Source organism: Trueperella bialowiezensis (assembly GCF_900637955.1).
GTDB classification, from domain to species: domain Bacteria; phylum Actinomycetota; class Actinomycetes; order Actinomycetales; family Actinomycetaceae; genus Trueperella; species Trueperella bialowiezensis.
Map to the genome: position 1 here is coordinate 1,662,131 of NZ_LR134476.1, position 18,427 is coordinate 1,680,557.

Annotated in this window: 21 protein-coding genes and 1 tRNA gene; 9 read left to right on the plus strand and 13 right to left on the minus strand. The window is 59.7% G+C overall.

Going from position 1 to position 18,427, the window contains the following annotated elements:
• Positions 1–32: 32 nt before the first annotated feature.
• Both EL234_RS07480 and EL234_RS07485 read right to left on the minus strand, forming a co-directional pair.
• A complete protein-coding gene (locus EL234_RS07480; RefSeq protein WP_126416864.1) occupies positions 33–278 on the minus strand; it encodes a hypothetical protein in 246 nt (81 codons plus the stop codon).
• A gap of 232 nt (positions 279–510) precedes the next feature.
• A complete protein-coding gene (locus tag EL234_RS07485) occupies positions 511–861 on the minus strand; it encodes a hypothetical protein (protein WP_126416865.1) in 351 nt (116 codons plus the stop codon).
• A 139-nt stretch (positions 862–1,000) separates the two neighbouring features.
• Here EL234_RS07485 and EL234_RS07490 point away from each other — a divergent pair, with 139 nt between their 5' ends.
• The gene (locus tag EL234_RS07490) at positions 1,001–1,516 is read left to right on the plus strand and encodes a hypothetical protein (RefSeq protein WP_197718432.1); all 516 of its coding nucleotides are present in this window, start codon (positions 1,001–1,003) and stop codon (positions 1,514–1,516) included.
• Here the strand turns inward: EL234_RS07490 and EL234_RS07495 are convergent.
• Together EL234_RS07495 and EL234_RS07500 are read right to left on the minus strand one after the other, a co-directional pair.
• Positions 1,443–2,645 (minus strand): MFS transporter, encoded by a 1,203-nt coding sequence (locus EL234_RS07495; RefSeq protein ID WP_126416866.1) that lies wholly within the window; start codon positions 2,643–2,645, stop codon positions 1,443–1,445. The genes EL234_RS07490 and EL234_RS07495 overlap by 74 nt on opposite strands.
• 5 nt (positions 2,646–2,650) lie before the next feature.
• Positions 2,651–3,019: an ArsR/SmtB family transcription factor gene (locus tag EL234_RS07500; protein WP_126416867.1), complete on the minus strand. Its 369-nt coding sequence runs from the start codon at positions 3,017–3,019 to the stop codon at positions 2,651–2,653.
• Between the two features lie 121 nt (positions 3,020–3,140).
• On the opposite strand from EL234_RS07500, the gene EL234_RS07505 reads away from it, so the two are divergent.
• Positions 3,141–3,506, plus strand: coding sequence for a hypothetical protein (locus EL234_RS07505; protein WP_197718433.1), 366 nt, complete (start codon positions 3,141–3,143; stop codon positions 3,504–3,506).
• Positions 3,507–3,518: 12 nt separating this feature from the next.
• On the opposite strand, the gene EL234_RS07510 is transcribed toward EL234_RS07505, so the two are convergent.
• Positions 3,519–5,330 (minus strand): SulP family inorganic anion transporter, encoded by a 1,812-nt coding sequence (locus tag EL234_RS07510; RefSeq protein ID WP_126416868.1) that lies wholly within the window; start codon positions 5,328–5,330, stop codon positions 3,519–3,521.
• A 343-nt stretch (positions 5,331–5,673) separates the two neighbouring features.
• Here EL234_RS07510 and EL234_RS07515 point away from each other — a divergent pair.
• Positions 5,674–5,747 (plus strand) — tRNA-Met (locus EL234_RS07515).
• Positions 5,748–6,059: 312 nt separating this feature from the next.
• Here the strand turns inward: EL234_RS07515 and EL234_RS07520 are convergent.
• The 3 genes from EL234_RS07520 to EL234_RS07530 all read right to left on the minus strand — a co-directional run bounded on the left by EL234_RS07520 (position 6,060) and on the right by EL234_RS07530 (position 7,110).
• Positions 6,060–6,275, minus strand: coding sequence for a hypothetical protein (locus tag EL234_RS07520; RefSeq protein ID WP_126416869.1), 216 nt, complete (start codon positions 6,273–6,275; stop codon positions 6,060–6,062).
• 2 nt (positions 6,276–6,277) lie between these two features.
• The gene (locus EL234_RS07525; RefSeq protein WP_126416870.1) at positions 6,278–6,556 is read right to left on the minus strand and encodes a hypothetical protein; all 279 of its coding nucleotides are present in this window, start codon (positions 6,554–6,556) and stop codon (positions 6,278–6,280) included.
• Between the two features lie 143 nt (positions 6,557–6,699).
• Complete coding sequence (locus EL234_RS07530; RefSeq protein ID WP_126416871.1) at positions 6,700–7,110, minus strand: DUF3151 domain-containing protein; 411 nt, start codon at positions 7,108–7,110, stop codon at positions 6,700–6,702.
• Between the two features lie 369 nt (positions 7,111–7,479).
• Between EL234_RS07530 and brnQ the strand changes: the two genes are divergently transcribed.
• A complete protein-coding gene (gene brnQ, locus EL234_RS07535; protein ID WP_126416872.1) occupies positions 7,480–8,835 on the plus strand; it encodes a branched-chain amino acid transport system II carrier protein in 1,356 nt (451 codons plus the stop codon).
• A 34-nt stretch (positions 8,836–8,869) separates the two neighbouring features.
• Here the strand turns inward: brnQ and EL234_RS07540 are convergent, their stop codons facing one another.
• Entirely contained in the window at positions 8,870–9,973 is a 1,104-nt protein-coding gene (locus EL234_RS07540; protein WP_126416873.1) for a calcium:proton antiporter, read from the minus strand.
• 277 nt (positions 9,974–10,250) lie between these two features.
• On the opposite strand from EL234_RS07540, the gene EL234_RS07545 reads away from it, so the two are divergent.
• From EL234_RS07545 to EL234_RS07555, 3 genes are all read left to right on the plus strand, one after another.
• Entirely contained in the window at positions 10,251–10,946 is a 696-nt protein-coding gene (locus EL234_RS07545; protein WP_126416874.1) for a succinate dehydrogenase cytochrome b subunit, read from the plus strand.
• 188 nt (positions 10,947–11,134) lie between these two features.
• Positions 11,135–13,066 carry a fumarate reductase/succinate dehydrogenase flavoprotein subunit gene (locus tag EL234_RS07550; RefSeq protein WP_407701394.1) on the plus strand — a complete coding sequence of 644 codons (1,932 nt, stop codon included), beginning with the start codon at positions 11,135–11,137 and terminating at the stop codon, positions 13,064–13,066.
• Positions 13,063–13,815, plus strand: coding sequence for a succinate dehydrogenase/fumarate reductase iron-sulfur subunit (locus EL234_RS07555; protein WP_126416875.1), 753 nt, complete (start codon positions 13,063–13,065; stop codon positions 13,813–13,815). Before EL234_RS07550 ends, EL234_RS07555 begins: the two co-directional genes overlap by 4 nt.
• A 16-nt stretch (positions 13,816–13,831) precedes the next feature.
• On the opposite strand, the gene EL234_RS07560 is transcribed toward EL234_RS07555, so the two are convergent.
• The gene (locus tag EL234_RS07560; protein ID WP_126416876.1) at positions 13,832–14,275 is read right to left on the minus strand and encodes a YbaN family protein; all 444 of its coding nucleotides are present in this window, start codon (positions 14,273–14,275) and stop codon (positions 13,832–13,834) included.
• A gap of 203 nt (positions 14,276–14,478) precedes the next feature.
• Here EL234_RS07560 and EL234_RS07565 point away from each other — a divergent pair, with 203 nt between their 5' ends.
• Together EL234_RS07565 and EL234_RS07570 are read left to right on the plus strand one after the other, a co-directional pair.
• Positions 14,479–15,711: an LLM class flavin-dependent oxidoreductase gene (locus tag EL234_RS07565; RefSeq protein ID WP_126416877.1), complete on the plus strand. Its 1,233-nt coding sequence runs from the start codon at positions 14,479–14,481 to the stop codon at positions 15,709–15,711.
• Positions 15,711–16,391 carry a CE1759 family FMN reductase gene (locus EL234_RS07570; RefSeq protein ID WP_126416878.1) on the plus strand — a complete coding sequence of 227 codons (681 nt, stop codon included), beginning with the start codon at positions 15,711–15,713 and terminating at the stop codon, positions 16,389–16,391. Before EL234_RS07565 ends, EL234_RS07570 begins: the two co-directional genes overlap by 1 nt.
• Before the next feature lie 12 nt (positions 16,392–16,403).
• On the opposite strand, the gene EL234_RS07575 is transcribed toward EL234_RS07570, so the two are convergent.
• The 3 genes from EL234_RS07575 to EL234_RS07585 all read right to left on the minus strand — a co-directional run bounded on the left by EL234_RS07575 (position 16,404) and on the right by EL234_RS07585 (position 18,400).
• Positions 16,404–16,964, minus strand: a complete 561-nt coding sequence (locus EL234_RS07575) for a dihydrofolate reductase (protein ID WP_126416879.1) — start codon at positions 16,962–16,964, stop codon at positions 16,404–16,406.
• Positions 16,964–17,767 carry a thymidylate synthase gene (locus tag EL234_RS07580; RefSeq protein ID WP_126416880.1) on the minus strand — a complete coding sequence of 268 codons (804 nt, stop codon included), beginning with the start codon at positions 17,765–17,767 and terminating at the stop codon, positions 16,964–16,966. Before EL234_RS07580 ends, EL234_RS07575 begins: the two co-directional genes overlap by 1 nt.
• 132 nt (positions 17,768–17,899) lie before the next feature.
• A complete protein-coding gene (locus tag EL234_RS07585) occupies positions 17,900–18,400 on the minus strand; it encodes a DUF2505 domain-containing protein (RefSeq protein WP_126416881.1) in 501 nt (166 codons plus the stop codon).
• Positions 18,401–18,427: the final 27 nt, after the last annotated feature.

Consider the following 18,427-nt stretch of genomic DNA (forward strand, 5'->3'; position numbering starts at 1 on the left):
AGCTGGGGTTCCGGCAGCTCGGTCGAACCCAGCTACGCGTAATTTTTCGGGTATCCTGCAACGCCACAAACCCCTTCGGTCAGGCCGATGCGCCCGCGTTCTGCATCAAGGACCATCGACTGAAGGTCAGAAATCAGTGTTTTCCAGTAGACGTCCAAAATATCGTCGGACACGACCCAACTTCCCTGAGCGGAATCCACACAGTACAGCCGGAACATCGTAGTCTCGCCGCTCGGATCCACTCGCCCGGCCGAAACACTTAAAAACGTATCATTCATCCCAGGATCCTCGCCCCCAAATAACCATGCTAGAGGTTCGCTTACCTCTATATACGGTTGTAATGACATTTTGTACTGTCGCTACGGAGATATTATTTCTGACGTAAACAATACTTCGGTTTTTGGTGTCGAGATATTACGTGCCGTTTTTCAGCGCATCCTGGACATCGAGGCGAGTGGATATTGCGTTGAGCCATCGCCAGGTTGGTTATCTGCTTTGGCTTCATTTCCGTCACGGGCGTGGGGGCACGTTTGGGTTGGGGTAGACGGTGTGGTTGTTGGTGATGTCGATGATTTCGTCGGGGAAGTCTCGGTAATCGATGGAGACGTATTCGTTGTAGCGGCGAGGTCCGTCGGTGATGATTTCGAGGATTTCGAAGTCGACGCTGATGAATTCGTCATATCTGGGGTCGGTTTCATCGATGTCGAGTTCACCAGCGTTTTCACTGTCGTAAGTAGTGTCAAATCGAGCAATGTAGGAGTCTTCGCCATGCCAGGTGAGGCGGTATCGCGAATTCCAGTTTTGAGATGCATAGTGGTCAACTGCTGCTGCTTGTTCCCATTCAATGTCGTGGTATATCACGGGTTTACACTTTCATTTTGATTTCGGCTGCGTGTTCTGGGATGAGGCCATTGTTGTAATGGTAACTGTTTTGGGTGGTGTGCTACGGCAAACTCGATGGGCGCAGATAATTGTCGGCGGGCTTTCGTAAAGTGGAAATATGTCAACAACTATTGACGTCTATCCAACGACGAGTTTCTTTCCACTGGTGGAGCACACACGTGCCCGAACGCAACAGCTATTTCAGCAGCTTCTTAACCTCTACGGGATCGGGTCAACGATCGAAGTTAAGGCGTTCTATCCCGCTAAAAATCCTGAAGATGATGTACGTTACGTCGCCAAGGACGTCGTGTGGGAGGTAGGCATGGAACTTGGGTTTTCATACTGGATCAATGGCGAATGGGACTCTAGTTCGTGGCCACGTTGTGTGCCGGTGGAAGCCGACGATCTGATTTCTGAAGAGGATCTGGTCTACTCGTTCTGCTCAAAGCCAGAACATCTTGGCCAGTGGGCAATCGTAGAAGAATTTGAAGATGTTCTTCCTGCTGAACAGCTCGCTAAAATCCTTGCTCAGGACCATTACTGGTATGAGTACCGCAACGCTACGCCCGTCGTCGCCACTCCACGCCGGCAATCACGACGCCAAGCAAAGCCACCGCACCTAGTACGAGGCTGACGGACGCCAAACCAATCTTCGCGCCCACAATCCCCGCGAGGGGATACGCCACAAGATAGCAGGCGTGCGAGAGCGAAAACTGTGCAGCGTAGACAGCCGGCCGGTCCTTCTCGACGCTAGCACGCCGCAAAAGCCGAGCAGAAGGGGTGAGCACCAGCGACGTTGCCGTCCCCAAAATACCCCACAGGGCAAGCAGAGCGACCCACTGCAGAGCACCTGGCGAAAGCTGAATAGCTCCAGCGCCCAAAACGAGCAGCGCGGGTAGTGCGAGACACCCGGCGAGCATCACCTGACGATCATCCCTCACAGTCAAAACCTTCGGCAGGGTCAACGCAACGATCATCGAACCGGCACCGTTGACAGCCAACAAAATGGCGACCTCGGACTCCGAACGCTGAAGGTGATCCATCGTCAACACGGCAGTATTCACGATCACCATGGCGATCGGCGCGGACACTGCGAGATTCGCGCCCATCAAACCGCGCAAATCCGGTGTGCGCCAAAAGATCCGAACCCCACGAGTCACGCGTTCAAGGAACGGCGACTCACTTTCCGTTTCAATCTGCGGGAACCGCGCCGACATCACAAGTGCCGCCGAGCCAAGGAAACCAACAACAGTGCCGATGAAAAGATTGTTATAGCTGGTCACCGATAGGAGAGCGGCAGCAAGTGCAGGGCTTGCCAGAGCTTCCAAATCGTAGGCTAGCCGAGACAGCGAAAGAGCCTGCGTGTAATCCTCCTCTTGCGGAAGGATCGACGGAATCACAGCCTGGAACGTGGGAGTGAACGTTGCTGACGCCGATTGAAGAACGAAAATGAGAGCGTAGATATGCCAAGCTTCCGTGACGAACGGCAACGCGAGCGCGGTGGCAGCACGGAGGAGGTCCGCTACAACCAGCACCGTTCGCCGGGGCAACTTGGAAGTTAGAGCCGCTGCAACCGGCGAGACGAAAACGTAAGCGAGCATCTTGATCGTCATCGCCATCCCGAGCACTGCACCGCCGTCAGATCCGGCGATGTCGTAGGCGAGGAGCCCGAGTGCGACTGTGAGTAGCCCGGTCCCTATAAGCGCGATCACCTGCGCGGCGAACAGTTTTGCGTACGTTCGATCTTGAAGAACGTGGAGCATGAATGTTACCTCGCAGATTCAGACCGGTGGTGCGGTGGAAACCCTCCATAGACGGCGTGTTCAGCCTGCTTGAGCGCTTCTTCTACGAGGTATATTCCGTGCTCGTCGGCAAGGCGGTAGAGCACGCTTGTGCCATCTTGGCGCGTGGTTACCATCCGTGCCATGCGAAGCCGCGCCAGGTGTTTGGAAACCCCAGAAGGTTTCTTACCTACTATCTCCGACAGCCTGTTGACGGACAACTCGACGTGCTTGCGAAGAGCAAGAATAATACGTATCCGAGTTGGATCCGACAAAATGGCGAACACTTCGGCCGCTAGCTCTACGTTATCGGAGGATGGCGAAAACTCCTCATGAATCTGACTATCTGAGTGCATAGTCAGATAATAGCGCTTGCGGCACAGGTGAGCAAATGATCTCAGTGCGAGTGCTAGGGAAAGGTGTAGCGAGGCACGTCCGCATAAGACATGACCAGACGCAAAGCCGTACCCTAAAACCATGAATTCGAACCGTTATCTCATGGATTACGACTGGCTGTGGGACAAGCCGCCGCGCAACGACGGCTCGCTTGCCACGGTTCGGCTCACCGTGTCCGGCTCAAACGCGCGCGACGCCGTCGACGCATGGCTCGCACAGCTGCCCGCCGATGAGAACGGAATCCGAGGAAGGGGCGGCTGGGTGCTCACCGAAGTTCCGTCCGGTAACGACGCCGAAACCGTCGTCCTCGACATCACCTCCGGCGGAGAGGACGTCGCCGACGGAATCTACTGGGGAACCGAAGAAGCCTACGAAGCGCTGAACCCCGCCGGCGTTACCCTCGAATGGGAGAACCTACCGCGGAAGAAAACGCGCAGGCGCGGCTAGCGCACTGGCTCGTTAGCTTTTCGACGACGTCGACCTTCGCGGACGTTTAAACCTTCGGCGCTGGATTTGCCGCAGCTGTTTCACACGTTCGCGTAAGCGGTCGACGTGGATACGACGCTTTCTGGGTGCCGCCTTCGCAGGCTTGTCCGCACCTGACTTTGCCGCTTCGCGCTCCGCCTCCCGTTCCGCCTCCTTCGCTGCGATCTCCTCGGCGATGATTCGCTCGGCGGCCGCCACGGCGTCGTCCATATCGTCAAAGAAGCGGTCGGCCCCTCCCATCGCCGCTCCAAGACCAAGGCGTTCAGTGAGCGCCTCGTGAGAAGTGCGCAACCCGACGAGAAGCACGTTATTGTCCGCACGGCGCAAAGTGGTAACAATGTCGGTCAGCGCCTTCGCGCCCGTCGCGTCCATAACGCCCACGCGGGAGAGCCTAATGATAACGACGCGGACGTCGTCGAGACTCGTGATCTCTTCCTCGATCCTGTCGGCCACGCCGAAGAACATTGCGCCGTCGATGCGTAGCACGCGGATCTTATTGTTTTTCGTTGGATATTCGCGATGCACGCCCGAGGAACGCGCGAAGTGGCGCAACATGAGCACGCCCGCAACCAGCACGCCGATCGCGATTGCGACGATGAGGTCGAACACGAGCGTGATGATCACGGTGAGGATGAAGACGACGGCGTCGGAACGAGTGGAGCGCAAAATCTGCTTGGTCGCTTTCACGGGAACCATGCGCGCCGACGTGACGAAAAGAATGCCCGCTAGTGCTGCCATCGGAATTTGCCGGACAACGTCCGAGAGCGAATAGACCACAACGAGTAGCAGGAGCGAGTGGATGACCGGGGACAGGCGCGAGCGCCCGCCCGATCGAATGTTGACTGCCGTGCGTACGATTGCGCCCGTGGCTGGCATACCGCCGAACACTCCGGCGGCGAAGTTGGCGGCACCTTGCCCGAATAGTTCGCGGTCTGGATTGTAGGTGCCGCCTTCAACCATTCCTGAGGCCACGCGAGCTGACAGCAAAGATTCAATCCCAGCGAGGAAAGCCACCGAAATAGCGCCCGGCAAGAGCGCAACGAACAGATCCGGGGAGACCGCAGGCAGGTGCGGAGCAGGCAACGAGTCCGGAATTTCGCCGATCAACGGCACGTTTGTGTTCGTCACGACGACGACCACCGACACCACAGCCAGCGCCGCAAGCGATCCTGGGAACGACGGATGGATGGAATCGAAAACGACGATGAGGAGCACCGTGCCTAGCGCGACGGCGAGCGGAATGAACGCCTGCGGGTAGGGCGCGTTTACCACGGCCCATCCGGCAGTGATTAAGGTGTTGCCGCCGGCAGCGACGTCGACACCAAGCGCATTTGGTACCTGCTGCAAGAAAAGAATGAGCGCAATTCCGAGTGTGAAGCCCTCAATGACTGGCCATGGAATGAGAGAAATGATGCGGCCAAGGCCAAGAAGTGCAGCCGCAAATAAAATGAGCGCGGCCATAATTGAAAGCAGGGGAACTGCGTGCAGGCCGTGCGTTGCTACCAGTGGTGCGAGGATGACGACCATAGCGCCCGTCGGCCCCGACACTTGGAAACGTGACCCGCCAAAAATAGCACCGACTAAGCCCGCAACAATGGCCGTGATAAGGCCCGCGGCGGCACCAACCCCAGACGCCGCGCCGAATGCGAGCGCAAGGGGAAGGGCCACAATCCCGGTAGTGATTCCGGCGAGGATATCGCCCTTCCAATGCCGCTTAACTTCTTCAAGATCCTGCTTCTGCGGTAACAGAGACTTAACGTGCGATAACGCTTTCAATCTTTCCATTTCTCTAGAATCGGCTAGTCAACGGGCGTCACACGCCAGCGGGCGCTACTTTGGTAGGCAACGCGCGTTGGCGTGTGCCTCACGATCAGGTAATGTGCGTTGGCCTTAGCCACGCTGAATGATGCTTTGTTAACTAGTGCCGCCTGTAAGGTATTGAAATACTCACCATAGCCGAATGGGCGAGAAATGTCTGTGACCTATTTGCTGACCTGCGGATTTAATCGCTCGGGCTGCGCGTTGTGGCCTCGGCGTTGTGTTGCGCGCGGGCGTACGGCAGGTGATTAAGCGCACCGCTGTCCGCCTTGAAAATCTTTCCGATCGCTCTTAAGGTTGTATGTGCCGACGCGGGGTGGAGCAGTTCGGTAGCTCGCCGGGCTCATAACCCGGAGGTCGTAGGTTCAAATCCTGCCCCCGCCACTAACGAAATGGCTTCCTGTTTTAAGCAACAGGAAGCCTTTTTCGATTCCGAAAGCCGCCGGCGGCATGTCTCGGGACATCGTTCCGGGGGTACACGTTCACTTCCTGGGGTACCGAATCCGGCGATTTGTCTACCCCGGGAACGTAACAGGTACCCCGGGAATGCGTTGGACTGCTCCCCGTTTGTCACTTAAACCTAACCATCTGGTGGTGATGGCTCGTGTCTTCGGTGCGGGGATACCGCTTCGAATCCGCGTAAGACATGACCTAGCGTAATCTCATTTCGAAAAAGCATGAAAATCGGCCCTTTTCTCATGTGTTACGCGGAGTGTACCGAGTATAGGCTCCCGCCAACGTGTGCCTGGCTCGTTTCATGACGGTGAAATGATCAATGACCGGCGAATCGACGACCTCGCGCGTGCCGCTTCCAAGGAAAACTGTGACGGGCTCGATGCTCGGCTCAGCGCGGGAAAAGACGACGGGTTGGACGTCCTCGAGCCATAGATCGCGTAACTCCTCTGGTGACATAGCTACGTGCTTGGCTGAAGTAAATCTTCGCGTGCAGCATTTGCTCGAGCGTGCCACTTTTCGATACAGGCGATCTGGGAGGCGCGATCATCGGGATGAACGTTCGCGCGCTCCCGCCGCAGAGCGATTCGCGCGTTGAGAAGCTCGCGTTCGCGTTGATGGTCGCCTTGCGCCTCGGCTTGATCGCTTAATGCGACGAGCACGCCTCCGTAGTAGGTTCCTGCTTCATAGAACACGTCGTATAAGGCGGTGTCGCCGTAGTCGTCGTAGGTGAACTCCATGGGAACCTCGTTTCTTGTTGCCTTCAAGCCTACGTGATAGGCGGGAAGAAAACGAGAGGCGTTATCGCCTAGATTTCGCAGCCACTTAGCCAATCATCTCGTTTTGGAGCCGGATCATGTCGGCCGGTTTTATCTTTGGTATCTCAACTTTCGATGAGTTCTGCTTTAGCCTTCGGATCGGCGTCGTCGAGCATCGTGAGGCAGCGTTCGTATTCGGAGGTTTCTCCGATGAGCCGCGCGGCCTTCGCAAGCGCGGCAATCGCGCGTAGCACCGGGCGGTTTGGCTCGTGCGAGTAGGGAACAGGTCCGGATCCCCGCCAGCCGTTGGCACGCAAACGGTCAAGGGAGCGATGGTAGCCCGTGCGGGCAAAGGCGTAGGCGGTGAGCTTGTCATCATCAGACTCAGCAGACTCGATAGCTTGCTCGGCACGCGCCGCCCAGACGCTCGGGCTTTCCGGATGGGCGAACGCTGTTGCGGCAGCAAGCGGATCGAGACCCGCGGCCGGGTCGGTTGGTAACAGAATTGGATCTGGGGCAAGAAGATTTTCTCTCATACTCCCACCATAGCCGCTCAACGGCCGGGCGGAACGGCTACTGCAGCAGAAATGCCTGTGGGCGGGCGGCCGACCAACAATTCCGGGGCTCCCCACCGGCGTCAGCGCTGGAATGCATACCCGCAGGTAGCCGCGACTACCATACCCACAGATAGCCGCGCCGCGCTCCCGAATTGCGGACGCGCTGCTCCCGAATCGTGGACGAGCCGCTTCCGAAATGTGGACTCGTTTTCGGTAAATCCGGGCGCTGATCGTGAAATCGTTTAAGATAGCGTACTCTTGTGAGGTGGCTGTGGTGCGCGAGTGGGTTTCTCACCAAGTTTGGCGCGGCTCAGCCAGCCTTTACTAACCACGCAAAAAAGGAACATCATGCCACGGATCCCCAGTGTTAGAGGATTAGTTATTACGGGTTTTGCCCTGTTTGCCATGTTCTTCGGGGCGGGCAATTTGATTTTGCCTGCCATGATCGGTGTGGAGGCTGGGCCAAACGCGTATGTTGCGGCGGCTGGTTTCTTGATTACGGGTGTGGCGTTGCCGATTGCGGCGATGATCGCCATGGCTACTATTCGGCCCGGTGAGGTGCGGCTTGCTGATCGGATGGGTTCGCGCCTAGGCCTAGTGCTGACCACACTGATCTTCCTGTCGACTGGCATGTTGTATGCGATTCCGCGTGTGGCCGCGGTGAGTTACGAGATGGCGCTCGCGCCCGTTGTCGGGTCAAGTCGAACGAACCTCTTTCTTTATACGGCGGCGTTCTTCGCAGTCACGTTTTTGGCGGCGTTGCGGCCATCAACGGTGGTCAACCGGATTGGCACGTTCCTCACGCCGGCCCTGCTTATCTTGCTCGCAGTCCTCGTGATCGGCAGTATCGGCCAGCCGTTAGCGGGCCATGAAGCGACCGGCGACTACGTCAACGCACCGCTTTCAGCCGGTATTATCCAAGGCTATTTCACGATGGACGCGATCGCCGCCCTCGTGTTTGGCGCGATTATTGTTTCTGCTTTGAAGTCGTGGGGGTGGACGGGCAAGAAGAGTCGGACGGGCATGGCGTATGCGGCACTTATCGCTGGCGGGCTGCTCGCCGTCGTTTACATTGGGCTTGTGCGCGTGGGGCAGTCTGGTTCGGGTACGAACGGCGCGCAGGTGATTGCGGGCATGACCCAGAAACTGTTCGGCAGCTTCGGCCAAGTGTTCTTCGGTGCGATTATTTTGCTGGCGTGCTTGACGACGGCGTTGGGTCTGCTCGCGTCGTCGACAGCCTACTTCCACGGACTCGTACCGGCACTGAGCATGCGCGCGTGGCTGGTGGTGCAGGTGCTGATCGCGTTCGCGCTCGCGAACTTGGGCTTGGAAACAATCCTCGAAATTGTTGCTCCGCTCAATCAGTTGGTGTATCCGATGACGATCTGCCTCGTCATCGTGGCTCTACTGGATCGTGGTGAGCACGTTCGCTTTTACTGGGCGTACCGCCTGACTGCGTGGACAGCCGGCGTGCTCTCCGTGCTCGAAGCGCTCAACTCGACGAAGCTTGCCGTGTTCGCCCCGCTGCGCGACGTCCTCGATGTCTTCCCGCTCGGCGAAGTACACATGGCGTGGGTGGTCCCAGCTCTCGTCGCGCTCGTCATTGGCTTGGTTCTTGATTGGCGCTGGCCTCGAGCGCCACGCGCGGTTGAATCAGCAAGTAGCGACGACGCCGTCGTCCCTAGTCCTGCAGCGGAGGCCTAACGTACGGTTCGGCTGCCGTCCGCCTGACGGCGCCTCATACGAGTGTGGCGATGTACATGGCGAAGATGACCAGGTGACACATGCCGTGTAGTGCGGTGGCCTGCCGCCCGGCAAGCACGCTGATCGACAGTGCGAGGGTGAGACCGAGGAGGCCGAGCTCGCTTGCTCCGGCGCCGAGTACGACGTCGTGACCTGTCAGCACGCTGATGAGCAAGACGGACGGAACTGACATGCCAAGCACGGAGACGAGCGCGCCGTGCGTGAGATTGGAGGCGCGTTGGAGCTCCCCATTGCGGCCGGCTTTTAGTGTGGTGAATGTTTCGGGTAGAAGCACGATGATCGCGATGAGCAGCCCGGCGATTGCGCTATGCGGGAGGGCCTTGGTGATCAAGGGGGAGGCCACGTTTGCGAGAAGGACGACGGGCAGGAGTGTGGCGACTAGCCACAGGAAGTTCTTCAGTGCGGGGTCGTCGCTGCGCGGTGCGGGGTCGGGGTCGGCGAAATCTGCTGAGTTGGCTCCCAGTTGGCGCCACATGAAGAAAATGTAGAGGGCCAGCATGATCAGCCCGATCGTGAGCGCGTGCTCGGTGCTGAGCGGCGTGGGCTGCGTACTACCACCCATCAGCCCGGTGCTACTTGCTAGCTCGCCGCCGCGCGCGAGGTCGGCGCTCGTGATGAAGTTGGGGCCGCGGCGAGCATCGGCGCTGGCCAGCAAGTGCGGGAAAGCGAACGTGAGCGCACTGAACGTCACAATAGTTGCCAAGTATTGCGAGGCGCCGGCAGCGTGGAAAGTGAGCGTGCCGTAGCGCCGCCCGCCAAGAAATACCGCAAGGCCAAGGATGAAGTTGAGCAGAATCATTGATGCGGAGAACGCGGTGTCGGACACGATCGAGGCGTTCTTGCTGCCGCCACCAATGAGCGCGCTTGCTACGAGCGCCACCTCAATAACGCTGATCGACAGGGTGAGAATGATCGTGCCGAAGGGTTCGCCGAGCCTGCGGGCAAGCGCGTCGGCGTGGCGCATCACCCCGAATGAGGCGTAGACGATGATCGGGAGGAGAATCAGCAATGCTCCAGAGCCGATCGGTGTGATCACGAGTGTGGCCAGTACGGCTATCCAGCTCACTACAGCGGGCATGTCACGCTTTCTTAAGGGCCGTCCCTTGTCTGGTGAAGCTCGCCGGGTCGTCCCGGGAGAGATTGCTCGTCAGTTTAGCGCAAGTTTAGCGCACCCAGCGCGGCGTCTCTGATCTAAAAAATTGCAGGTTAGGGCAGCCTAACGTGGCAGGATTCTCACCTACTTTAGTCCCAGAAAGTGTCGGAAAAATGCCCGTCCCAACTCTTTTGCGCTGTTTCGGGAGGGTAGTCCCGGGCAATTGTCCATGGAACTTGGGAGAATGTGCATAGGAGGAAAGATGAAACTGAAAGCACCGCCGTCATGGGCTCTGAAGGTCACGATGGCGATCACGGGATCCATCTGGGGGATCTTTGTTCTTATTCACCTGTATGGGAACCTGAAGGTCTATCAGGGAGCCGAGAAGTTTGATGGCTATGCCTTCTGGTTGCGTCACGCCTTTGAGCCGTTTTTCCCAGAGGCGGGCGTGCTGTGGATCATGCGTATTGTGCTGGTGATTGCGCTGGTCTTGCACGTGGGTGCGGCCACGATTTTGTATTTCCGCGGCAGGCGTTTTCGCGGTCCACACCGGGCGAAGAAGTATCGCAACGGCCTGCAGGCGGTGTCGGCCCGGTTGATGCCGTTGACGGGCGTGCTGATCTTGGCGTTCATCATCATCCATATTCTTGATCTGACCGTGGGAGTGCAGCCCATTGCTACGGACCAGTTCCAGGGGCCCACGGCCACGGAGTCGACGGCGTACTCAAACCTGGTCGCGTCGTTCAGCAGACCGCTCGTGGCTGCGTTCTATTCGCTGATGATGGTGTTCCTCGCGATCCATTTGGCGCACGGGGCGAAGAACATTGCGGTGGATTTGGGTGCGATGGGTAAGCGCCTGCGTGCCGGGTTTGTGATCGTGGGCGCGGTTGCGGCAATCGCGATTTTGATCGGTAACGCGTCGATTCCGATCGCAGTGCAAATGGGGTGGATCAGTTGAGTTTCTTAGACAAGGTGAAGACGATCGGCGAGGTGCTGACAGGTAAGGACGACGCCGTCACATCGGCGAGCGGCCAAACTTCGGCTGGGCAGGGCTCGGCCGGCAAGCAGGGTTCGGCTGGCAAGCAGGGTGCGGCTGAGACGGCGGGAGCTGCTCGCCGTGCGGCGTTCACTCCTCCGAAGGTGAAGATCCCGGGTGCGAAAGTGGGCAGGGTTCTCGACGGCGGAGTGCCAGCCGGCGACCCGGCCACGGCCTGGCAGCGCAGGCGTGATTCGTACCGGCTGGTCAGCCCGCTGAATACGAAGAAGTTCACGATCGTCGTCGTTGGAACTGGCCTAGCGGGAGCCGGTGCGGCTGCTGCGCTGGGCGAACTGGGCTACAACGTCCATGCCGTGACCTATCACGATGCTCCGCGCCGGGCGCATTCCGTGGCCGCACAGGGCGGTGTGAATGCGGCGCGTGCCCGCAAGGTGGATGGCGATTCGCTGCTGCGCTTCGTCACGGACACCGTTAAGGGCGGGGACTTCCGCGCTCGCGAGGCCGAAGCGTTCCGGCTGGGAGAAGAGTCGGTGCGGGTGATCGATCACATGAACGCGATCGGCACGCCGTTTGCCCGCGAATATGGTGGCACGCTCGCCACCCGTTCGTTTGGTGGCGTGCAGGTCTCGCGAACCTACTATTCGCGCGGTATGACCGGCCAGCAGCTGCAACTGTCGAGCTCGCAAGCCTTGCAGCGGCAGATTAAGGCCGGCCGGGTCAAAATGCATATCCGCAGCGAGATGCTTGAGCTGATTATGGAAGATGGCGTGGCCCGCGGCGTCGTCATCCGTGATCTGGTGACCGGTGAGATCTCAGCGATTCCAGCTCACGCGGTCATACTCGCAACCGGCGGATACGGCTCGGTGTACTTCCAGTCCACGCTCGCGCTGAACTCGAACGCGTCGGCCGCCTGGCGGGCACACAAGCGCGGTGCTTATTTGGCGCACGCGTCGTTCGTGCAGTTCCACCCGACCGGGTTGCCGGTCAACTCGCAGTGGCAGTCCAAGACGATCCTCATGTCCGAATCGTTGCGTAACGACGGGCGGATCTGGGTGCCGAAGGATGCGAACGACGTGCGTGAGCCGAACGACATCCCGGAAAGCGAACGCGACTACTACTTGGAACGCAAGTATCCGGCGTTCGGTAATCTGACCCCGCGCGATATCGCTTCGCGTGCGGCGACCGAGCGGATCAATGCCGGCCACGGAGTTGGCCCGCTGAAGAACTCCGTCTACCTGGACTTCTCGGATGCTCTGCGCGCCCATGGCAAGGAAACGATCAAGGAGCGCTACGGCAACCTGTTCGACATGTACACGCACGCAACCGGCGAGAACCCCTACGAGGTGCCGATGCGGATCGCGCCAAGCGCGCACTTCACGATGGGCGGCCTGTGGTCTGATTTCGATCAGATGACGTCGATCCCCGGCCTGTTCGTAGGCGGGGAGTCGGGCTGGGCCTACCACGGTGCGAACCGACTGGGTGCGAATTCGCTGCTGTCGGCGTGCGTGGACGGCTGGTTTACATTGCCGTTCTCGGTGCCAAACTATTTGGCCGACCATTTGGGTGAAGAGTTGCCCGGCCCTGATTCGCCAGCGGTGCAAGAGGCGATCGCACGGGTAGAGCAGCGCACGCAACGCCTGATGTCGATTGGTGGCACCCGCGGCCCGCAGCAGTTCCACCGCGAACTGGGCGAAATCATGTATGAGGGGTGCGGCGTGGGCCGTACGGAAGAATCGCTCACGAAGGCGCTTGGCGAAGTTCGTAGGCTGCAAGGCGAGTTCTGGGAAGACCTCTCAGTTCCCGGCGGGAGCGCCCAAGTGAATCAGACGCTAGAAAAGGCCGGCCGGGTGGCCGACTTCCTCGAGCTATCCGAGCTCATGTGTATCGACGCGCTCGACCGCGAAGAAAGCGCGGGCGCACACTTCCGTTTTGAATATCAAGACGACGGCGAGGCGAAGCGTAACGACGCGGAATGGGCGTTCGCCTCCGCATGGGAATCGCACCCTGATGGAACGTTTACCCGCCACATGGAGCCGCTTGAATTCACGGCTGTACCGTTGGCAACGAGGAGCTACTCATGAAACTGAATTTAGAAATTTGGCGTCAGGAAGGCCCCGAGGCCAAGGGACGCTTCGAAAAACACACGGTGGAAGGTCTCGACGGGTCGATGTCGATCCTTGAGATGCTCGACCGGTTGAACGAAGAGCTGGTCAACTCTGGTCAGGAACAGGTGACCTTCGAATCCGACTGCCGCGAAGGTATTTGCGGGGCGTGCGGCATTCAGGTCAGCGACACCCCGCACGGCCCGGCACGCAACACTCCCGCCTGCCATCAGCGGCTGCGCGAATTCAAAGACGGACAGACGGTGCGGATTGAACCGTTTAGGGCGGGCTCCTATCCGGTGCTGCGCGATCTCATGGTCAACCGGCATGCCCTTGACCAGATCCTTGAAGCTGGCGGGCATGTGGCGATCAACGCGGGCACGGCGCCCGACGCGGACGCCGTGCCCGTGGGCCATGAGACCGTTGAGGATGCACTCGACTTCGCCGCATGCATCGGCTGCGGCGCTTGCGTGGCTGCATGCCCGAACGGCTCGGCACACCTGTACCTGGGTGCGAAGCTCACCCACCTTGCGATGCTGCCCCTGCCCTCCCAGGAGCGCACACAGCGTGCCAAGGCGATGGTGGATGTGGCCGAGGAGAACTTCGGCCCGTGCTCGAACTATGGCGAGTGTGCGGCGGTGTGCCCGGCCAACATTCCGCTCAGTGCGGTGGCTGCGGTCAACAAGGAGCGCTTGCGTGCCACGTTCAAGCGCAAGCTGGCTAAGTAAAGCTAGTTAGACGCTGCTAGTCGCGGACGGCGTCGCTGCCAAATTCAGTGGCGACGAAGTCCGCGTACGTGGCGCGTGCCGCCTCGAGGTCGCCGTCGGTGAGGGTGTCCATGCGTACCAGGTAGATCGTCACGCACACGAGCACCACAGCCAGCCCGATCTTGACAGCGACCAGCGGTACGATCCAGATCGAGATGATCATGCCGATCAACATCATCGTGATCGCAATTATTTTTGTGCGTGTGGAGATGGCTTTCGCTTCGCGGTATTGGTAGATGTATTCGCCGTATTTCGGGTGGGTCATGAGCCACTTGTACAGGCGGCGGGATCCACGCATGAAGCATGCTGCTGCCAGGAGCCAAAATGGCACGGTTGGTAATACGGGGACGAACATGCCGATAAACCCCAGTCCGAAGAAGACCAGCCCGAGGGCGGCAAAGACGGGGCGCGACAAAGTCATGAGTTTTCCTCCTGCACACGGTTGCGGCTATGTCGGCATGTGGGTGTCGCTAAAAATCTACGAGAATCTTACGTGCATTGCAAAGAGTGTCGCGTGTAGTTGAAACTTCAATTAAACTGGGTTAGGGTGGCAGGGACAAGACATCTGGCTCTCACCGCACAGGCAGAGCGCCGCACGTCCAGCCAGCTCACGAAGGGATAATCATGCAGTTCGGCATCATGTCCGTATCCGATATCACCACAGACCCGACGACGGGGCGCACCCCCTCCGAGGCCGAGCGCATCAAAGCGCAGGTCACGATCGCCAAGCATGCAGAAGACGTTGGACTCGACGTCTACGCCATCGGCGAGCATCACAACCCGCCGTTCTTTTCATCCTCACCCACTACGCTCCTGGGCTACATTGCTGCGGAAACGAAAACCCTACTCCTGTCCACGTCCACCACGCTCATCACCACGAACGACCCGGTGAAAATCGCCGAAGACTACGCCATGCTCCAGCACCTTGCTGATGGGCGCGTGGATCTCATGATGGGTCGCGGCAACACCGGCCCGGTCTACCCGTGGTTTGGCAAAGACATCCGCCAAGGTATTCCGCTGGCCATCGAAAACTATGCGCTACTGCGCCGTCTGTGGGACGAAGAAGAAGTGACCTGGCAGGGCAAGTTCCGCACGCCGCTGCGCGGCTTCACGGCCACGCCCCGCCCGCTCGATGGCGTGCCGCCCTTCGTGTGGCACGGCTCGATCCGTTCGCCCGAGATCGCAGAGCAGGCGGCCTACTACGGTGACGGCTTCCTCCACAACAACATTTTCTGGCCGATGAGCCACACCAAGCGCATGATCGCCCTGTACCGTCAGCGCTTCGAACACTACGGACACGGCAAGGCTGAGCATGCGATCGTCGGCCTGGGCGGCCAGTTCTACATGGCACGCGACTCGCAGGTAGCCAAGCGCGAGTTCCGCCCATACTTCGACAACGCGCCAGTCTACGGGCACGGACCATCGATGGAGGACTTCACCGAGCAGACTCCGCTGACCGTGGGCTCCCCGCAGGAAGTCATCGACCGCACGCTCGGCTTCCGCGAACATGTGGGCGACTACCAGCGTCAGATGTACCTCATCGACCACGCCGGGCTGCCACTGAAGACGGTGCTCGAGCAGATTGATTTCCTCGGCGAGATTGTGCCCGTCATGCGCAAGGAGTTCGACGCGATGCGCCCGGCCGGCGTGCCGCTCGCGCCCACACACGAGTCGCTGGTCGCGGCTCGCAAAGCGCAGGCGAACGACGACCAGGCTGGTGAAGGGGAGGGCGGCGGCGAGGCCGGCGAACGCGCTGTCGACGACGTCACCGGCGCCTCGTTCTACGAGCAGCAAGATTCCGACGCCGCGGCAGTTGCCAACGCTGATAAGCTGATCCGCCAGGCGGAAGGGGAATAATGCGCATCGTCGTCATATCAGCATCGCTGTCGGAAAGCTCAACCACCCACCAGCTCGGCGAGGCGCTCGCCGAGGCTACTGCCGATCAGTTGGGAGCGAGCGTGAGCGTGATCTCGCTGCGTGAGCACGCGCATGGGATCGTGGACGCGATGCTGACCGGCTTCCCGAACCAGGCCCTCGAGGCGGCCTTCGATGACGTGAAGAACGCGGATGCTGTGGTCGCGGTGACGCCCGCCTATAACGCGTCCTATTCGGGGCTGTTTAAAGCATTCTTCGACGTGTTGCCGGAGGAAACCTTGCGCGGCAAGCCCGTGGCGATTGGCGCGACGGGCGGCACTCCGCGGCATTCGCTCGTCACGGAACACGCGATCCGGCCGATGTTCACTTACCTGCATGCGATTACCGCGCCGACTGCCGTGTACGCTGCGACGGAGGACTTTGGTGCACACGCCGCCGACTCCGACGGTACGGGTGCCGGCATCCGCGGTCGGATTGACCGCACGGCCCGCGAGCTCGCGGCCATCGTGCAGGCCGTTAACCCAAGTGCCCAACAGGGGATACATGGCACGGACGAGGCACAGGGCGATGACGAGCTAGATGCACCGGCCCCAGAGGCAGATATTGCGGCCGCTCGCGAACTGTTCGAGGATTTTAAACCGATGGACGAGCTCTTCGGCTAGCCTCCACCCGCCTTAATGCCCGATTTGCCCGCCGGGGTTGAAGCCGGAGCGCTTCTTCCGGTACACGCTCATCCGATAGCGCGTGCCGTTGGTAGAGGTGTGCCAGCCGCGCTCGGGATCGGAGCTCACGGTTTCCCAATCAAACGGGATGTGTGGGGCAAACGTGTCAGCCCCGGGAACCTCCAGGTCAATATCGGTTACCACCACGCCGTCCGCTAGCTCTAATGCGGCTGCGTAAATTTGTCCGCCGCCCATCACCCACACCAACGGATCATCTTCCCCGGTGGCAGCTTTCGCCGACATCCGAGCAAGCGAGTAGGCCTCCTCCACGCTCGGAGCAAGCAGCGCGCCATTCGCAAAATATCCGGGATTGCGGGTGACGACAATGTTCTGCCGGCCAGGCAGCGGCCGGTATTTCTCACCGAGCGACTCCCAGGTTTTACGGCCCATGATGACCGGATGCCCGGTAGTCATCGTGCGAAAGAACGCCATGTCTTCTGGCACGTGCCAGGCCATTGCGCCGTCGCGGCCGATCGCCCTGTCATGGCCCTGCGCCCAAATCAGCCCGAGCACTAGACAGCCACCTCGCCCACAAGCTTCGGATGGTGCTGGTATCCCTTGGAAGCGAAGATGTCGTCCATCTCGTACTCAAAAATCGACGGCGCCTTCCTTAACTCGAGTTCGGGGAACGGGTAGGGTTCACGCGAAATCTGCTCTTTCACCTGGTCAACATGGTTGGTGTAGATGTGGCAATCCCCGCCTGTCCAAATAAATTCGCCAACCTCCAGGTCGGTTTGCTGAGCCACCATGTGAGTGAGGAGCGAATAGGACGCGATGTTAAACGGCACGCCCAGGAACAGGTCGGCTGAGCGCTGGTAGAGCTGGCAGGAGAGCTTGCCGTCAGCCACATAGAACTGGAAGAGCGCGTGGCACGGGTGCAAGGCCATGCGGTCGAGTTCGCCCACGTTCCACGCGGAGACGATCATACGCCGCGAGTCCGGAGTGTTTTTGATCTGGTCGATCACGTCAGCAATCTGGTCGATATGCCGGCCGTCCGGAGTGGGCCACGAGCGCCACTGGTAGCCGTAGACGGGGCCGAGTTCGCCGTCGTCGTCAGCCCATTCGTCCCAAATCGTGATCCCGCGTTCTTGTAGCCAGGCCACGTTCGTGTCGCCGCGCAAGAACCACAGCAGTTCGCCCTTGACTGCCTTCATTGCTACGAATTTGGTGGTGATGCGCGGGAAGCCCTCGCGGGCGAGGTCGTAGCGCAGCTGGCGGCCGAACACTGAGAGCGTGCCGGTGCCGGTGCGGTCGCCTTTGCGCGTGCCGTTGTCGAGCACGTCTTTGAGGAGGTCTTCGTACTGCCTGTTGATCATGGGGCAAGTCTAGCAAGGAGGCGATAGCGGGGAGACCGGGAGCTAACGATTGAGAATTGCGGGTTTGTTGCTTATATATGCAACGTTTCGAAAATCCTCAACCGTTAGCTCTGCATTCCAGCCGAGCCAGCCCTAGCCGGCCAACCGCCGGGCGATCTCTTCGTTGACCAGATTCGTGTCTTTGCCAAGCACTTTGCCTACCTGCTCGATGGCGGCCTTCTCGATCCGCCCGCCCACAAACGGCACGTTGACGTTGATCTCGCCGGTCACCTTCGCCGGGGTGGTGGCTCCAGCGTCGGCCAAAATGATGTGGAGGCTGCCGGAGGCGGGAGCGCCCTTGACACTGATGTCGTAGCTGAGGGAGGCGCCGTGAACGCCGGGCTGGTCGAGTGTGGTGGCCTTGCCAACAACGCGCAGTTGGACCCCGCCAGAGAGGAACGAGCGTGCGGCCGCCGGCATCTCATCGCCGGGGATCTGCGCGGTCACGGTGTGCTTGTTCGGATCGCCGCTGTAGCTGATCTCGCCGCCGAATTTCACGGCCTGTGCGCGCTTGCGAAAGAGCTCTTCGGAGCCGAGCACGCTGAGGGCGAGGTCGATGGGACCGACGTAACTTGTTTCAGATTCAAACTTCATATTTCCTATTCAACACGATCACTCGTT

Coding starts and splice junctions, on each gene's coding strand:
- EL234_RS07490 (WP_197718432.1), top strand. CDS start 1,001: ATGTCAACAACTATTGACGTCTATCCAACGACGAGTTTCTTTCCACTG.
- EL234_RS07580 (WP_126416880.1), bottom strand. CDS start 17,767: ATGATCAACAGGCAGTACGAAGACCTCCTCAAAGACGTGCTCGACAAC.
- EL234_RS07520 (WP_126416869.1), bottom strand. CDS start 6,275: ATGTCACCAGAGGAGTTACGCGATCTATGGCTCGAGGACGTCCAACCC.
- EL234_RS07565 (WP_126416877.1), top strand. CDS start 14,479: ATGCAGTTCGGCATCATGTCCGTATCCGATATCACCACAGACCCGACG.
- EL234_RS07555 (WP_126416875.1), top strand. CDS start 13,063: ATGAAACTGAATTTAGAAATTTGGCGTCAGGAAGGCCCCGAGGCCAAG.
- EL234_RS07525 (WP_126416870.1), bottom strand. CDS start 6,556: ATGGAGTTCACCTACGACGACTACGGCGACACCGCCTTATACGACGTG.
- EL234_RS07585 (WP_126416881.1), bottom strand. CDS start 18,400: ATGAAGTTTGAATCTGAAACAAGTTACGTCGGTCCCATCGACCTCGCC.
- EL234_RS07530 (WP_126416871.1), bottom strand. CDS start 7,110: ATGAGAGAAAATCTTCTTGCCCCAGATCCAATTCTGTTACCAACCGAC.
- EL234_RS07540 (WP_126416873.1), bottom strand. CDS start 9,973: ATGCCCGCTGTAGTGAGCTGGATAGCCGTACTGGCCACACTCGTGATC.
- EL234_RS07480 (WP_126416864.1), bottom strand. CDS start 278: ATGAATGATACGTTTTTAAGTGTTTCGGCCGGGCGAGTGGATCCGAGC.
- brnQ (WP_126416872.1), top strand. CDS start 7,480: ATGCCACGGATCCCCAGTGTTAGAGGATTAGTTATTACGGGTTTTGCC.
- EL234_RS07560 (WP_126416876.1), bottom strand. CDS start 14,275: ATGACTTTGTCGCGCCCCGTCTTTGCCGCCCTCGGGCTGGTCTTCTTC.
- EL234_RS07570 (WP_126416878.1), top strand. CDS start 15,711: ATGCGCATCGTCGTCATATCAGCATCGCTGTCGGAAAGCTCAACCACC.
- EL234_RS07510 (WP_126416868.1), bottom strand. CDS start 5,330: ATGGAAAGATTGAAAGCGTTATCGCACGTTAAGTCTCTGTTACCGCAG.
- EL234_RS07545 (WP_126416874.1), top strand. CDS start 10,251: ATGAAACTGAAAGCACCGCCGTCATGGGCTCTGAAGGTCACGATGGCG.
- EL234_RS07505 (WP_197718433.1), top strand. CDS start 3,141: ATGAATTCGAACCGTTATCTCATGGATTACGACTGGCTGTGGGACAAG.
- EL234_RS07500 (WP_126416867.1), bottom strand. CDS start 3,019: ATGCACTCAGATAGTCAGATTCATGAGGAGTTTTCGCCATCCTCCGAT.
- EL234_RS07495 (WP_126416866.1), bottom strand. CDS start 2,645: ATGCTCCACGTTCTTCAAGATCGAACGTACGCAAAACTGTTCGCCGCG.